A 14,569-nucleotide genomic window follows, 5' to 3' on the forward strand; every position below is an offset into this window, starting at 1 on the left:
ACGCTGACTGAATGGTCGAGGAATAATGGATACTATGAACCGCGGTGGATCGACCTTCCTCTTCTTCCTCGTCGTCGTAGCTCTGGTCGTTTCCGCATTCGTGGAGGTGTGGGTTCTTCCGACGACGATCAGCCGCGTGGTGGAGGCCTTTCCCGAGGTGAGTCGCCTTTCCCTGCCAGCTGCGGTATGGGGAATCGCGGCGATCACGTGTCTCCAGGGCGCCGCGGTCACATGGCTCACCCTCCTTTACGAAACGCGCGGAGGGTCGGCGCGATCGAGGGGCGGTCGCACCGGATTGAAGGTCATCGCAGGCTTCCTATGCGCCTTCGCTGTTCTTACCGCGGTCGCGCTCGTCGCGCTTGTGGCGCTCGGATTCGCCTCGCCGGGCGTGATGATCGCCCTTCTCGTGTTGGGGCTTGCCGCGGTGGTCACCACGGTATGCCTCCTGCTCAGCCTCGCGGCGAGATCACAAGTGCGGAAGATCTAGCGCGGCGCAGCGGAAGAGAGTTCATTGCAGCGGACGGAGGCGATCACAAGTTCGGGTCGACGCGAGCCGTCGAGATGTTGAAGATTGTCGGCGGAGCGACGGGATCGAGTGTGTCGTTCATCGATCCAGTAACCTCTCGGCCAGCCACCCAGCTTCCGTTCGCAAAAGACGCATCGGAGCAGAAATTCGAGGTGAGACGGACCCCTCCCCGACTCCACCAGAAGCAAACTTGCACGATCCGTTGACCTCCGGAAACGTTGGCACCGGCCTTGCCGTGCCCGACATATCCCAACTGGACGACCTCCTCGGCGTACGCGAAGCTGCTGCCCTCCACCCATTGAGGTGAAATGACTCCGTCCGTCGGCGGATCCGTGTAGTACGTCGTGCCAACGCGCCCGCCGCCTGACGCCATCTCGAACGACTCCGTGGTGATGGTGAGACCGTCGTCAGCGTCGAGTCGCTGGCCATCGACCATCAGCGCGTCCGGGATCGGCCCGTTGTCGGCAGCATCGGCGCCGCCGCCACTCAAACCGACACCGCACACCAGAGTGGCACCGATCGCGATAGCCGTGAGGGTCCGCAGTGGATCTGCCATTTTTGCTCCATCCAGTCCAATGTGTGTGCCAGTTGCAGCTGACGTCGGGCGCGTCCCGCTTTTCGATTGACCCTCATAACCCTTACTGCCACTGTTCTAGAATCCGATATTTCCAAATACATAGCAAGTATTGTGAAATGAGCGTCCGGAGCAGCGCTCGACAGCCAAACACCCCGAACGCGATCAGTGTGAGTGACTTCTGAAGGCGTGGCGCGGATGGACCGCCACAGGGTGGGTGGCTTAGGGGCGGATCGCTACGCGTCGGTGTATCGACCGCAGCGTGGGTTATGACTCGTTCTGCCCGAACCGCCATACGCCGATCCCGATCGCGGCGATCAGCAGCACAGTGAGCACCGGAGCGACTGTCCCCCAGATCAGCTCCTCGACGGGTCTGGGAGCGAGAACCGCGGAGACGGCGATCACGGCCGCGCATGCGAGGGCGACGGTGGCAAGGGAAACCAGCAGTTGTCGTGTTCGGCGGGCGACTCTCGCCGCGTCGTCGGAGGTTGTCATGTGGTCATCCGCATCGATACGTGATCCAGGGTTCTGGGCCTTTTGACGACCATAATCGATGCTCTGTTCTTGGTGACTACTCTCCGAAGTGCGGCGCGCGGCCGGTCAGGCGCGCGCGATGAGCCAGACCGTGACGTCCTGCGGGACGGCGGAGCCGGCGAGGGGCTCGCTGCTGAGCAGCACATCCGACCCGGCCGGGATCGCGACCGGCTCTGCCCCGAAGTTCGTCAGCACCGTGACATCCCCATTGCGGAAGGCCAGCACCTCGGCCTGGGCGGGCAGCCACTCGAGCGCACCGAGCCCGAGGCGGTGCGCGCGGCGGGCGCGCAGCGCGTCGCGGTACATCGAGAGCGTGGACGCCGGGTCGTCGCGCTCGACGTCGCGGGCGAAGCGCGCCCACTCCGCCGGCTGCGGGAGCCATGCGGCGCCGGTGTCGTTGAAGCCGTAGGCGGGGGCCGATGCTGCCCAGGGGAGGGGGACGCGGCATCCATCCCTCCCGTACTTCTCGCCGTGCGTGCGGAACCACGTCGGGTCTTGCCTGGCGTCGTCGGGAAGGTCGATGACCTCGGGAAGCCCGAGCTCCTCGCCCTGGTACAGGTAGCTCGAGCCGGGAAGGGCGAGCATGAGCGCCGTCGCAGCGCGCGCCCGGCGCAAGCCCAGCTCGGGGACCGGCTGCCCTTCCGACCGCGGACCCACGCCGTATCCTTGCGGGTTCTCGGCGGTCAGAGCGAGACGGCTCGCGTGTCGCACGACGTCGTGGTTCGACAGCACCCACGTGCTCGGCGCGTCGACGGCCGCGTACTCGCGCAGCGACTCGTCGATGACCGACTGCAGGGCCGCCTCGTCCCACGGCGTCTCGAGATACGCGAAGTTGAACGCCTGATGCATCTCATCGGGACGCACCCACTGGGCGGTCTCCTTCACCGTCGGCAGCCACGCCTCGGCGCACAGCGCGCGATCGCCGTCGTACTCGGCGAGCACCTTGTGCCAGTCGCGGTACACGTCGTGCACGCCGGCCTGGCCCCAGTACGGCACGTCGACGTCGTCGCCGCCCATCGATCCGCCCTCCGGGTCGGGGAGGTGGTCGGGCAGGCCGTCGGCCTTCACGAGCCCGTGCGCGACGTCGACGCGGAACCCGTCGACGCCCCGGTCGAGCCAGAAGCGCAGGACGCGCCGGAACTCGGCCCACACCTCGGGGTTCGACCAGTCGAAGTCGGGCTGCGACGCGTCGAACAGGTGCAGGTACCACTGGCCGGGTGTGCCGTCGGCCTCGACGACGCGCGTCCATGCCGGGCCGCCGAAGACCGACTCCCAGTTGTTGGGCGCGATCTCGCCGTGCTCGCCCTTGCCGTCGCGGAACATGTAGCGAGCACGCTCGGCGCTGCCGGGGCCGGCGGCCAGGGCGGCCTGGAACCAGGCGTGCTGGTCGGACGAATGGTTCGGGACGAGATCGACGATCACCCGGATGCCGCGGGCATGCGCCTGCGCGAGCAGCTCGTCGAAGTCGGCCAGCGTGCCGAAGAGCGGATCGACGTCGCAGTAGTCGGCGACGTCGTAGCCGGCATCCTTCTGCGGGGAGGTCATGAACGGCGACAGCCAGATCGCGTCGACGCCGAGTTCGAGCAGGTCGTCGAGGTGTGTCTCGACCCCGCGGAGGTCACCGACGCCGTCGCCGTCGGCGTCGGCGAACGAGCGGGGGTAGATCTGGTAGATGACGGCGGAGCGCCACCACTCGTGGCCGGGGCGGGAGGCGAGCCCGTCTACGAGCAGGGCAGCGTCGGGCGAGGTCATGCGTTCCAGCGTACGGGAGCCCTGATGTCGTCCCGGCCGCGGGGCGCCCGCACCGGTACAGGAGAGATCGTCGGGACAGGATGCTGTGGGGCCACATCCTCCTGTTCTGGTGCGTTCTCCTGCCTCGGTGCGGCGGCAGCCGGCGGGGACCCGGCGCCGGGCCGGGTAGGGTGGGCGCGTGCCGACCACCGACCCGACCGCTGCCGCGCTCGATCGCGCCGAGTCGCTGATCCTCAGCATCCCCGACTATCCCGAGCCGGGCATCCTGTTCCGCGACATCACCCCGCTGCTGGCGGATGCTGCGGGCCTGCGCGCGTGCATCGACGCCCTCATCGAGCCCTTCGCCGGCACGTTCGACGTCGTCGCCGGCGTCGAAGCGCGCGGATTCCTGCTGGCCGGGGCGATCGCCGTCGCGGCGGACGTCGGGCTCGTGCCGATCCGTAAGGCGGGCAAGCTGCCGCGGCCCGCGGCGGCCGTCTCGTACACGCTCGAGTACGCCACCGCGACGATCGAGGCGCACGACATCGTCGACGGCACGCGCGTGCTGCTCGTGGACGACGTGCTCGCGACCGGCGGCACCATCGCGGCCGCGCACGAACTCGTCGACGCCCTCGGCGGCGTGGTCGTCGGTACGGCCGTGCTCATGGAGCTCGACGCCCTCGGCGGCCGCGCGGTGCTCGGCGGGATGCCGGTCACCGCGCTCTTCCACGCCTGAGCGCGAACGTCAGTCGGCGACCACGCGTCTGCCGCGCACGTGCACAGCGGCGACGGCCGCCTCCCGCATCCCCATGAGCAGCGTGAAGAGGTGCGCTTCCGGACTCTGCTCGGCCGCGAAGGCCAGGGCGGTGTCGAAGCCGGGCTGGGCAGCAGCATCCACGATGACGAAGTCCGCGTCCTTGCCGACGTCGAAGTTGCCGAACAAGCGCTCCTGATCGAGGGCGCGAGCGCCCGCGAGTGTGCCGAGGAACAGCAGCTGAGCCGGGTGGATCGCCTGCGCCAGGAGCCCCTCTTCGCTCATGTGCACCTTGAAGGCGTCGTTGAGCACACGCGGAATGAGCCACTCGTCGCCCGCGCCGACGTCGGTTCCGATCGCGATGTTCACGCCGGACGCCACCGTGCGCCGCCACGGCATCGTGCCGCTCCCGAGGAAGAGCTGCGAAGTCGGGCAGTGCGCGATAGACGACTTCGTCTCGGCCAGGCGGTGCAGCTCGCGCTCGCGCGAGTGCACGGAATGGGCCAGGACGCTCCGCCGCCCCAGCAGAGATTCACCACCGCGCCGCGAGCCGGGGAGGAAGAGCCCGTCGTACGTGTCGAGGTAGGCCTCGACGCCGTATACGTCGCGCACCGCGGCGATCTCGCCGTCGCCGGGGCGATCATTCTCGTTGAGGTGCGAGTGGAAGTAGACCCCGGCCTCGCGCACCTCGGCGTAGAGATCGCCGAGCCGGCCGAGCGTGTCGGTCGTGACCGACAGGCTGAATCGTGGCACCACCGCGACCTGCGCGAGTGCATCGCGGGCGTCGCGGGCGAAGCCGTCCGCCTCGCGGCCGTGCCAGCGGGCGATCTCATCGCGGGTCAGGCCGATCGCGGTGTCGTCATCGGTGAGGAGAGGAGCGGCGGAGGCGGGGCCGACCGTCTGGATGCCGCGGCCGCTGATGATCCTCAGGCCCGCGTCGAGCGTCTTGCCGAAGAGGGCGTCCTGCGCGGCCGGGAACGCCGAGCCGAACACCATCGCCGCCGTCGTGCCGGCCGCGATGCGACGCCGCACGAACTGGGCCGCGATCGCATCGGCGTAGTCGGTGTCGGCCAGCCGCGCCTCGGCGGGGAAGACGCAGCGCTCGAGCCACTCGAGCAGCTCGCCGCCCCCGAATGCATCCGTCGTGAAGGTCTGGGGGTAGTGCAGGTGGGTGTCGACGAACCCGGGGAGGAGGCATCCGGCCGTCTCCACGACCTCGTCGTGCGCCATGTTGGGAGGAAGGTCGCGCCAGGGTCCGGCGTACGAGACCCGGCCCTCGGGGTCGACGGCCAGGGCGCCGTCGGGCTCCGACACGAGCGCACCGGCCGCCTCGTGGAGCGTCGGAGTGCCGGCGATGTGGATGAGATGCCCGCGGTAGATCAAGCGCACCTCCTCAGGTGTCGGCTTCAGGATCGGCTCAGACGAACGTCGGCAGATCGGCCCACGCTGCGGGGGCCGGCGCCACGCCATCGCGTGTGATCGTGCCCTCGATCAGGCCGTAGGGGCGGTCGGCCGCGTAGAACACCTCGTTCGGGTTCTCGAGCCCGAACGGCGACAGGTCGTACACGAAGTGGTGCTTGTTCGGCATCGCGAAGCGCACTTCGGCGATCTCGGGGCGGGCCTCGATCGCGGCCCTGCCCATCTCCCACAGGGTCTGCTGCAGGGCGAGCGAGTGCACGGTCGCGAACGTCGACAGCAGGACCGCGCTCACCTCGGCGTAGAGGCCGTTGTAGTCGATGCCGGCGGCGACCGCCTCGGGGATGAAGCGCCAGCGACCCGTGACCGACGTCGCCATCACCCGGTCGTCCGTCTCGACGAGCGTCGTATACGTATCGCGGGGGAAGCCGGCGAACTCGCTGCCGGTCGACTTGAGGACGACGAGGTCCTTCACCCCGCCGGTGACGTGCGTCTCACCGTCCACGGCGCGGACGGCCGCCAGGCGCGTGCCCCGGCCCGACCGCACGAACGAGTGGTCGTGCGGCTGACCGTCGACCAGGATGCGCTCCCATTCGTACTGCTCGGCCTGCCAGAGGCCGCCCTCGATCCACTCGAACCCCGACACGAAGTGGTCGGCGAGCGTGAGCAGGAACTCTTCCGGCGAGCGGATGCCGTGCTTCTTCGCGAATGCGAAGATCGTGTTCTTCTGGGTGTCGGTCGCGACGACCGGGCCGTTGTCGCCCTCGAAGTACGAGGGCGCCAGGGCGGCTCCGGTGAGCTGCGAGGTCACGTTCAGGTCGACGATCTCGTGCCGCGGAGTGTCGCGGTAGATCCGCACGACGCGGTTCTCGGCCTTGCCGTACTTGTGGGCGCCCAGGCTGACGGAGACCATGTCTAACTCCCTCGATAGGTCGAATAGGCGAACGGGCTGAGCAGGAGCGGCACGTGGTAGTGCGGCCTGCCGGTCTCTTCGACGGTGAAGGTGACGGTGACCAGGGGATAGAACGTCGGTGTGCCGCGGTCGGCGAAATAGGCGCCGGTGCCGAACGTGAGCGCGTACATCCCGGCATCCAGAGTCTCAGGACCCAGCCCGAGCCGGCCGTCGCCGTCGGTGAACCCCTGCGCGATGCCCTCGGTGCCGCCTCCCGGAAGGTGGCGGGCGAGCGAGACGACCACATTCACGGCGGGGCCGCCGGTCGTCGCGTCCAGCACGTGGGTGGTCAGGTGCGTCGAGGCTGTCATGACGGCATTCTCGCGTGCGGATCGGATGCCGCGCTCGGCGTGATCGCGGATCGCAGCCGCAGGAGGGCTATTTCTGCAAGCTGCCGGGTCGCCTCCGTCGCCTCGGCTTCGTCGGTGTTGTCGAGACGCCGTTCGAGCTCGCCGAGCATCTCTTCGGGCGAACGCCCGGCGGCGCGGATCAGGAAGACGCGCCCGAATCGCGCTTCGTAGCCCCGGTTGCCGGCGGCGAGGCGCGCGGCGACATCGTCGGTCGCGTGCGCCATGGACGACTGCTCGGATCGGGATGCTTCCGCCGCCGCGCCCGACCCTCCGGGCTTCTCGCCGATCCGCGGGTGGTGCGCGAGCGCGGCGTCGAGATCGGCGCGCGTCCACGTCGCGGCGAGCTCGGCGGCACGGTCGGCGAGGGCGTCGATCGATGCGTAGGGTCGCCCCCCGACGACGGCGTCGACCCACGCCGGGATCGCCGCCCAGACGCCCACGAGCGCGGCGGCGGTCGCGGCATCCGCGGCGTTGAAGTCGTCGAGCTCCATCGGCACACGGTACCGTCCGCGCGTTTCCCGTCGGTTACGGGCGTCCCGCGGACATCTCGAAGGACGAATGGGGCACGTGTGTGCTCACGGGGCCACATCGGCGCTCACGCGAGCCGTCCATCCTCCGAAATGCACGGTGAGCCGCGCGAAGAATCCGCTGGAGCGCGGAGCGCGGCGGCTCGCGGCCGTAACCCGGCCGAAACCGGGATAGGCGAACCTAGAGTCAGCTCAGCGAAGGGGGCTGCCGTGGCATCCAGCGAAGCATCGACGGTCATCCGCGCTGCACGGACGTGGCTCGACGGCGCGTTCCGCCCCGCCGCCGTCCTCATCCAGGACGGCCGGATCGCCGATGTGCTCGACCTGCGCGCGGCGGTCGCCGGGGCCGAGGTGGTCGAGGTGCCGGACCACGCGGTGGTGCTCCCCGGCCTCGTCGACTCGCACGTCCACGTGAACGAACCCGGGCGTACCGAGTGGGAGGGGTTCGCCTCGGCCACCCGCGCCGCCGCAGCGGGGGGCGTCACGACGATCGTCGACATGCCGCTGAACTCGCTCCCGCCCACCACGACGGCGGAGGCGCTCGCGATCAAGAAGGCGGCCGCCGCGCCCTCGGCTTTCATCGACGTGGGATTCTGGGGCGGCGCCGTGCCCGAGAACCTCGGTCGTCTCGCTCCCCTCCACGAGGCGGGCGTCTTCGGCTTCAAATGCTTCCTGTCGCCGTCCGGCGTCGACGAGTTCGGGCACCTCGACACCGCCCAGCTCAACGCGGCGATGGAGGAGATCGCCGCACTCGGATCCCGCATCATCGTGCACGCCGAAGACCCGGCCCTCCTCCACGACAGCCCTCTCGCGACCGGCGGTGCCCTCGGCCCCGGCTACGACGCGTTCCTGCAGTCCCGACCGGCCGAGAGCGAGGCATCCGCCATCCACACCGTCATCGACGGCGCGCGCCGCAGCGGCGCTCGCGCGCACATCCTCCACCTGAGCGATGCGCACTCGCTTCCGGCCATCCGCGCCGCCAAGTCCGAAGGCATCGCGCTCACGGTGGAGACGTGCCCGCACTACCTGACGATCATCGCCGAGGAGATCCCCGACGGGGCGAGCGAGTTCAAGTGCTGCCCGCCGATCCGCGGCTCCGCCAACCGCGACCTGCTGTGGGAGGGCGTCGTCGACGGCACGATCGACGCGATCGTCAGCGACCACTCGCCCAGCACCGTCGACCTCAAGCGCTCCGGCGGCGGTGACTTCGGCCTGGCGTGGGGCGGGATCGCAGGGCTCCAGGTGGGGCTCTCGGCCGTGTGGACCGAGGCGCGGGGCCGCGGCATCCCCCTCGAACGCATCCTTCCCCTCTTCACCACCGGACCTGCCGCGGTCGCGGGCCTGACAGGTGCGGGGATCATCGAGATCGGCGCGCCCGCCCACCTCACGGCGTTCGGCGTCGACGACCCACTTCTGGTCGAGGCCGTGAGGCTCCAGCACAAGAACCCCATCACCGCGTACGACCACCGCCATCTCACCGGACGGGTGCGCCGCACGTGGTTGCACGGTCGGTCGGTCTACGACGCCGACACGGCTCCGCAGTTCCGGGCCGAGCCCCGGGGGCGCCTGCTGTCGGCGCCGGTGCAGGCACCCGCATGACGACCCGTGCGCCGCAGACCCCGATGCACTCGGCCCGGATGGACTTGGATGGGACCATGCCGACCGACTTCGCGATCCTGCAGCCCGGCACGGGCGCTCTTCCCGGCGACCACTACCTCGCCTCGAGCGTCGAGACGGTTCTGTGGGGGCGTCTGCCGTGCGGGACGGATGCTCCCGCTCTCACGATCTCGTCGGGCCAGACCGTCACGATCGATACGGTGAGCCACGAGGGCATCCTCGAAGACCACGGCAAGGATCCGCTCGGCTACTTCACGTCGCAGGGTGTGGCTGCCGCATCCGTCCTCGAGGACGCGATCGCGATCGCCGCCGGTCTCTCGCGCGACCCGGCGACGGACGGGCCGCACATCGTGACCGGACCGATCTTCGTCGAGGGTGCGCAGCCGGGCGATCTGCTGAAGATCACGGTCGAGAGCCTCGTGCCGCGCGTGCCGTACGGCGTGATCTCGAACCGGCATGGCCGGGGCGCCCTCAAGGGCGAACTGCCGCGCGGCGACTACCACGTGAGCGTCTTCACGCCCGTCGAGGAGCGTGACGGGGCGCTGTTCGGCCTGCTGCCGATCGTCGATGACGGCGAACGGGTCGTAGCCTTCCCGCTCGCGCCGTTCCTCGGCACGATGGGCGTCGCCGTGGCGGGCGATGTGCGCCCGCACTCGGTGCCGCCCGGCTCGCACGGCGGCAACATCGACATCAATCTGCTCGTCGAAGGCTCGGTGCTCTACCTGCCCGTGCAGGTGGCCGGGGCTTTGGCCTACGTCGGCGATCCGCACTTCGCGCAGGGCGACGGCGAGGTCGCGCTCACGGCGCTCGAGGCATCCCTGCGCGCGACGCTGCGCTTCGACGTCGTGCCGCACGATGAGGCGATCGCCGAATTCGGAGTGGTGCTCGGGCCGCTCGTGCGCACCCCCGAGTACCTTGTGCCCACGGGCCTCCACGAAGACCTCGACGAAGCGATGCGCAACTGCGTGCGCGCGGCACTGTCGCTCATCGAGGCGCGGTGGGGCCTGTCGGAGCACCTCGCCTACGCCTACCTCAGCGCGGCCACCGACTTCGACATCTCGCAGGTCGTCGACATCGTGTGCGGGGTGCATGCCCGCATCCGCGAGTCCGATTTCGCCGCGATCGACCGGAGTGCCCGGCATGGCTGAGCGGAACATCCGCTCGTCGCGCTCAAGGGCCGCGCACACGAGCACAGGACAACGCGCCGGAACAGGCCCCGCGGCGCCGCATCGTCCTGCGCCGGTGATTTCTCCTGTCGCCGTGCGGGCTCCGAGGGGGCGCAAGGCGCATGCCTGACTCCGACGAGCACGGGATCCCCGGTTCGGAGAGCATCCCCGCCGACCTGCTCGCCGCGTTCGACGCGTACGAGCGGGCGATCGTCTCGAATGATCTGGATGCTCTCGACGCGGCGTTCGCGCCGGGTGAGGCCACCCTCCGGGGCGACGCGGCGGGGCTGCTCGTCGGCCACGACCGCATCAGCGCGTTCCGCGGCGGCCGTGGGGGAGTCGCGGCGCGGGTCATCTCGCGGATCGAGTACCGCCCGATCGGCGACGATGCGGCGCTGCTCGTCTCGGTGTCGTGGTTCACGGGCGGCGGAACGGGTCTTCAGACCCAGCTCTGGCAGCGCGTCGACGGCACGTGGCTGATCACCGCGGCCCACGTCACCCCCCGCGGGCAGGCGTTGGACCGATCGGTGTGGCGTACCGTCGGCGATCCGCTGTGGCAGGGGGCGTGGGAGGGGCCGCTTGCCGGGCTCACGGTCGCGGTCAAAGACCTCTTCGCGATCCGCGGCTACCGCATCGGCGCGGGTAATCCGACGTTCCTCGACGGCGCGCGGGCGGAGAAGACGACCGCCCCGGCCGTGGCCGACCTCATGACCGGCGGCGCGTCGCTGCGCGGCATCGCGCGTACCGACGAATTCGCCTACTCGATCGCCGGCGACAACGTGCACTACGGCACGCCTCCGAACGGTGCGGTGCCGGGGGCACTTCCCGGCGGATCGTCCAGCGGCCCCGCGACGGCGGTGGCGACTGGCCAGGCCGAGATCGGCCTGGCCACCGACACCGCGGGGTCGGTGCGGGTGCCCGCGTCGTACCAGGGCCTGTGGGGTCTGCGGACGACGCACGGCCTCGTGCCCCGTCAGGGGCTCCTGCCGTTGGCGCAGTCGTTCGACACGGTCGGGTGGCTCACCCGTGACGGTGCGACGATGCAGCGCGTCGTCGACTGGTGCCTGAGCTACGACGGGTCGGACTCGACCGAGAGCGTGCTCGGCGAGTCGGACGTCGACCTCCCGTGGCGCATCCTCGTGCCGGCGGAGGTGCGCGACGCGGTCGAGCCCGAGACGCGTGCGGCCTTCGACGCCGTGCTCGGCGCCCTCGACGCCGCCGGTGCGGGCGGGGCGACGGCATCCGTCTCGATCGGCGATCTCGACGAGTACTACGCGCCCTTCCGAACGGTGCAGGGTGCCGAGGCGTGGCGGAACAACGGCGACTGGATCCGCGAGCACCCCGGCGCGGTCGGCCCGGCGGTGGCCGAGCGGTTCCGCATCGCCGCCGCGATCACCCCTGAGCAGGAGGCCGACGCACGCGACGCGCTCGCGGCGCTCCGGGAACGGATGCAGGCGATCGTGGCCGACGCGGTGCTGATCATGCCCACCGTGCCCGGCACCGCACCGCTGCGCACCGCCGCGGGTGAAGCAGTGGATGCTGTCCGCCAGGCCACGCTCCGCATGACCACCCCGGCCGCGGTCGGCGGACTGCCCGCGATCTCGGTCCCCCTGATGACCGTCGCGTCGCCGGTAGGCCACGCACCCGTCGGCATCTGCCTCGTATCCCGCGCCGGCACCGACATCGCCCTCGTACGTCTGGCACGCCGCATCCACGATCTTCTTCAGGAGTCCTCATGACCGTCCCGGTTCCGCCCGCCCTGCCCGGCCCGATCGACCCGCCCGCGCGGCTCCTGATGGGCCCGGGCCCGATCAACGCGGACCCGCGCGTGCTGCGCGCGATGTCGGCCCAGCTCGTCGGCCAGTACGACCCGGCGATGACCGGCTACATGGCGGAGACGCAGGAGCTGTACCGCGCGATCTTCGCGACGCGGAACGACGCGACGGTGCTCGTCGACGGCACCAGCCGCGCGGGCATCGAGGCGGCGATCGTGTCGCTCGTGCGCCCGGGCGACCGCGTTCTCGTGCCCGTGTTCGGCCGGTTCGGGCACCTCTTGGCTGAGATCGCCGAGCGGGCGATGGCCGAGGTGCACACGATCGAGGTTCCGTGGGGGCAGGTCTTCCCGGTGTCCGTCGTCGAAGAGGCGATCGAGCGGGTGAAGCCCACCCTGCTCGCGCTCGTGCAGGGTGACACGTCGACGACGATGAACCAGCCCCTGGACGAGATCGGCGAGATCTGCGCGCGCCACGGCGTGCTCTTCTACACCGACACGACGGCGTCGCTCGGCGGCAATGCGTTCGAGGCCGACGCGTGGGGAGTGGATGCAGCGACCGCCGGCCTGCAGAAATGCCTCGGCGGGCCGTCCGGGTCGGCGCCGATCACCCTGTCGGAGCGCGCGGTCGCGGTCATCTCGTCGCGCAAGAAGGTCGAGGCCGGCATCCGCGAGGCCGGCGACGTGGACGCGCCCGACTTCGTGCGCTCGAACTACTTCGACCTCGGCATGATCCTCGACTACTGGGGACCGCGCCGCCTCAACCACCACACCGAGGCGACGACGATGCTGTACGGGGCGCGCGAGTGCGCGCGCATCATCCTGGAAGAAGGGCGGGATGCCGTCATCGAGCGGCACCGCGTCGCCGGCGCCGCGATGCTGGCCGGTGTGCAGGGGCTCGGGCTGTCGGTCTTCGGTGACGTCGCGCACAAGATGAACAACGTCGTGGCCGTCGAGATCCCCTCGACCGTCGTCGGAGACGCCGTGCGGGCCTCGATGCTCTCCGACTTCGGCATCGAGATCGGCACGTCGTTCGGGCCGCTCCACGGCAAGGTGTGGCGCCTGGGCACCATGGGGGTCAATGCGCGCAAGGATGCGGTGCTGCAGACCCTCGCGGCGCTGGAGGCGGCGCTGCGCCGTGGCGGAGCATCCGTCCCCGCCGGCGGGGGAGTCGACGCCGCGATGGACGTCTTCGGCGGCACGGAGGTGTAGGGCCAGTGGCGAGCATCCCGAAGGACCGATGGGGCCGAAGTAGCGACTCGGGGCTCCCCCCGTCCACTGCCGCCCCCGCCGTCCTCCCAGATGTCCGGGCAGACGGAGGCGGAGCCTGATGCCGACGCGGCTGCACGACCTCGCGCCCGATCACTTCGAGGTCGCGTCGCGGCGGGTGATGGCGCGGTGCGAAGAGCTCGCCCGGGTCACCGCCACGCCGGGCGAGATCGAGCGCGTGTACCTCTCGCCCGAGCATGCGCGCGTCAACCGCCTTGCCGCCGAGTGGATGCGCGAAGTCGGGATGACGACGAGACAGGACGCCGCGGGCAACCAGGTCGGAAGGCTCGGCGGGGCGGACCTCCCCGCCCTCATGATCGGCTCGCACCTCGACACCGTGCCCGACGCGGGCCGGTTCGACGGCATCGTCGGGGTGCTCATGGCGCTCGAGGTGGTGCGCATCCTGCGACCCCGGATCGACGCGTTCCCGTTCGCGATCGAGGTCGTCGCGTTCTCGGACGAGGAGGGCACGCGGTTCGGCAAGGCACTGCTCGGCTCGTCGGCGGTCGCCGGCTCATGGAACGACGAATGGTGGACCCTGGAAGACGCCGACGGCACCACCCTGCGTCAGGCGTTCCTCGAGTTCGGGCTCGATCCGGGGCGGATCGGCGAGGCCGCGCGGCGGCCCGACGAGCTGGTGGGCTACCTCGAGGCGCACATCGAGCAGGGGCCCGAGCTCGACCGGCGGGGCGAGTCGCTCGCCGTGGTCTCGTCGATCGCGAGCGCCCGGCGATTCCAGCTTTCGATCGAGGGCGAGGCCCGGCACGCCGGCGGCACACCGTACGACGTGCGCCACGACGCGCTGCTCGGCGCGAGCGAGGCCGCTCTCGCGGTCGAGCGCATCTGCCGCGCCGAGCACCACATCATCGGCACGGTCGGCCAGCTCGAGGCGTTTCCCGGGGCGGTCAACATCATCCCGGGCGAGGCCCGCATGAGCGTCGACCTCCGCGGGGAGTTCGACGGCGCGCGCGACCGCGTGTGGGACGAGATCGAGCGCGAGCTCTACGCGATCATGGGCCGCCGGGGGCTGCGCTGGCGCGCGCACGAGATCCACAACGCCCCCGCGGTGCTGTGCGCGCCCCTGCTCCAGGACGTCGTGCGGCAGGGCATCGTCTCCACGCTACCGCGCGGAGCCGACGCCCCCGCCTCGATCTTCAGCCGCGCCGGGCACGACGGCATGGCGATCGGGGCGATCACCGATGTCGGGATGCTGTTCCTCCGCAACCCCGACGGCATCAGCCATCACCCCGACGAGTCGGTGAGTGCGGGCGACGTCGCGCTCGGCATCCGCGCCCTCACCGAGTCGGTGCTGCACCTGGCCGCCGAGCCCGCCTGAGGTTTGCCGCCGCACGTCCCGCGGTTTCTCGGAGATCTGCAGGATC

The 14,569-nt window shown here is 70.5% G+C and carries 14 protein-coding genes; 7 read left to right on the forward strand and 7 right to left on the reverse strand.

Annotated elements, in window-relative coordinates:
- Positions 1–34 precede the first annotated feature (34 nt).
- Positions 35–487 carry a DUF2975 domain-containing protein gene (locus F6B43_RS14590; protein WP_211368152.1) on the forward strand — a complete coding sequence of 151 codons (453 nt, stop codon included), beginning with the start codon at positions 35–37 and terminating at the stop codon, positions 485–487.
- A gap of 43 nt (positions 488–530) precedes the next feature.
- On the opposite strand, the gene F6B43_RS14595 is transcribed toward F6B43_RS14590, so the two are convergent.
- From F6B43_RS14595 to F6B43_RS14605, 3 genes are all read right to left on the reverse strand, one after another.
- Complete coding sequence (locus F6B43_RS14595) at positions 531–1,082, reverse strand: hypothetical protein (protein WP_150449722.1); 552 nt, start codon at positions 1,080–1,082, stop codon at positions 531–533.
- A 285-nt stretch (positions 1,083–1,367) separates the two neighbouring features.
- Positions 1,368–1,595 (reverse strand): hypothetical protein, encoded by a 228-nt coding sequence (locus F6B43_RS14600; protein ID WP_150449723.1) that lies wholly within the window; start codon positions 1,593–1,595, stop codon positions 1,368–1,370.
- A 105-nt stretch (positions 1,596–1,700) separates the two neighbouring features.
- Entirely contained in the window at positions 1,701–3,386 is a 1,686-nt protein-coding gene (locus tag F6B43_RS14605) for a glycoside hydrolase family 13 protein (RefSeq protein WP_150449724.1), read from the reverse strand.
- Positions 3,387–3,564: 178 nt separating this feature from the next.
- Between F6B43_RS14605 and F6B43_RS14610 the strand changes: the two genes are divergently transcribed.
- A complete protein-coding gene (locus F6B43_RS14610) occupies positions 3,565–4,101 on the forward strand; it encodes an adenine phosphoribosyltransferase (protein WP_150449725.1) in 537 nt (178 codons plus the stop codon).
- A gap of 9 nt (positions 4,102–4,110) precedes the next feature.
- On the opposite strand, the gene F6B43_RS14615 is transcribed toward F6B43_RS14610, so the two are convergent.
- From F6B43_RS14615 to uraD, 4 genes are read right to left on the reverse strand one after another with little or no spacing between them, the layout of a single operon-like run.
- A complete protein-coding gene (locus F6B43_RS14615; protein WP_246159978.1) occupies positions 4,111–5,508 on the reverse strand; it encodes an amidohydrolase family protein in 1,398 nt (465 codons plus the stop codon).
- Between the two features lie 28 nt (positions 5,509–5,536).
- Positions 5,537–6,448 (reverse strand): factor-independent urate hydroxylase, encoded by a 912-nt coding sequence (pucL, locus tag F6B43_RS14620; protein ID WP_150449727.1) that lies wholly within the window; start codon positions 6,446–6,448, stop codon positions 5,537–5,539.
- Between the two features lie 2 nt (positions 6,449–6,450).
- Positions 6,451–6,798, reverse strand: coding sequence for a hydroxyisourate hydrolase (gene uraH, locus F6B43_RS14625; RefSeq protein WP_150449728.1), 348 nt, complete (start codon positions 6,796–6,798; stop codon positions 6,451–6,453).
- Entirely contained in the window at positions 6,795–7,328 is a 534-nt protein-coding gene (gene uraD / locus F6B43_RS14630; RefSeq protein WP_150449730.1) for a 2-oxo-4-hydroxy-4-carboxy-5-ureidoimidazoline decarboxylase, read from the reverse strand. Before uraD ends, uraH begins: the two co-directional genes overlap by 4 nt.
- Positions 7,329–7,574: 246 nt before the next feature.
- Between uraD and allB the strand changes: the two genes are divergently transcribed.
- The 5 genes from allB to F6B43_RS14655 all read left to right on the forward strand — a co-directional run bounded on the left by allB (position 7,575) and on the right by F6B43_RS14655 (position 14,523).
- Positions 7,575–8,963 (forward strand): allantoinase AllB, encoded by a 1,389-nt coding sequence (gene allB, locus F6B43_RS14635; RefSeq protein WP_246159979.1) that lies wholly within the window; start codon positions 7,575–7,577, stop codon positions 8,961–8,963.
- Between the two features lie 56 nt (positions 8,964–9,019).
- Positions 9,020–10,129 (forward strand): acetamidase/formamidase family protein, encoded by a 1,110-nt coding sequence (locus F6B43_RS14640; RefSeq protein WP_211368153.1) that lies wholly within the window; start codon positions 9,020–9,022, stop codon positions 10,127–10,129.
- A 140-nt stretch (positions 10,130–10,269) separates the two neighbouring features.
- Positions 10,270–11,886: an AtzH-like domain-containing protein gene (locus tag F6B43_RS14645; protein WP_150449732.1), complete on the forward strand. Its 1,617-nt coding sequence runs from the start codon at positions 10,270–10,272 to the stop codon at positions 11,884–11,886.
- Complete coding sequence (locus F6B43_RS14650; protein ID WP_150449733.1) at positions 11,883–13,130, forward strand: pyridoxal-phosphate-dependent aminotransferase family protein; 1,248 nt, start codon at positions 11,883–11,885, stop codon at positions 13,128–13,130. The genes F6B43_RS14645 and F6B43_RS14650 overlap by 4 nt, the downstream gene beginning before the upstream one ends.
- Positions 13,131–13,248: 118 nt before the next feature.
- Positions 13,249–14,523: an allantoate amidohydrolase gene (locus F6B43_RS14655; RefSeq protein ID WP_150449734.1), complete on the forward strand. Its 1,275-nt coding sequence runs from the start codon at positions 13,249–13,251 to the stop codon at positions 14,521–14,523.
- Positions 14,524–14,569 lie beyond the last annotated feature (46 nt).

Origin of the sequence: Microbacterium rhizomatis (genome assembly GCF_008710745.1) — a bacterium.
GTDB lineage: Bacteria > Actinomycetota > Actinomycetes > Actinomycetales > Microbacteriaceae > Microbacterium > Microbacterium rhizomatis.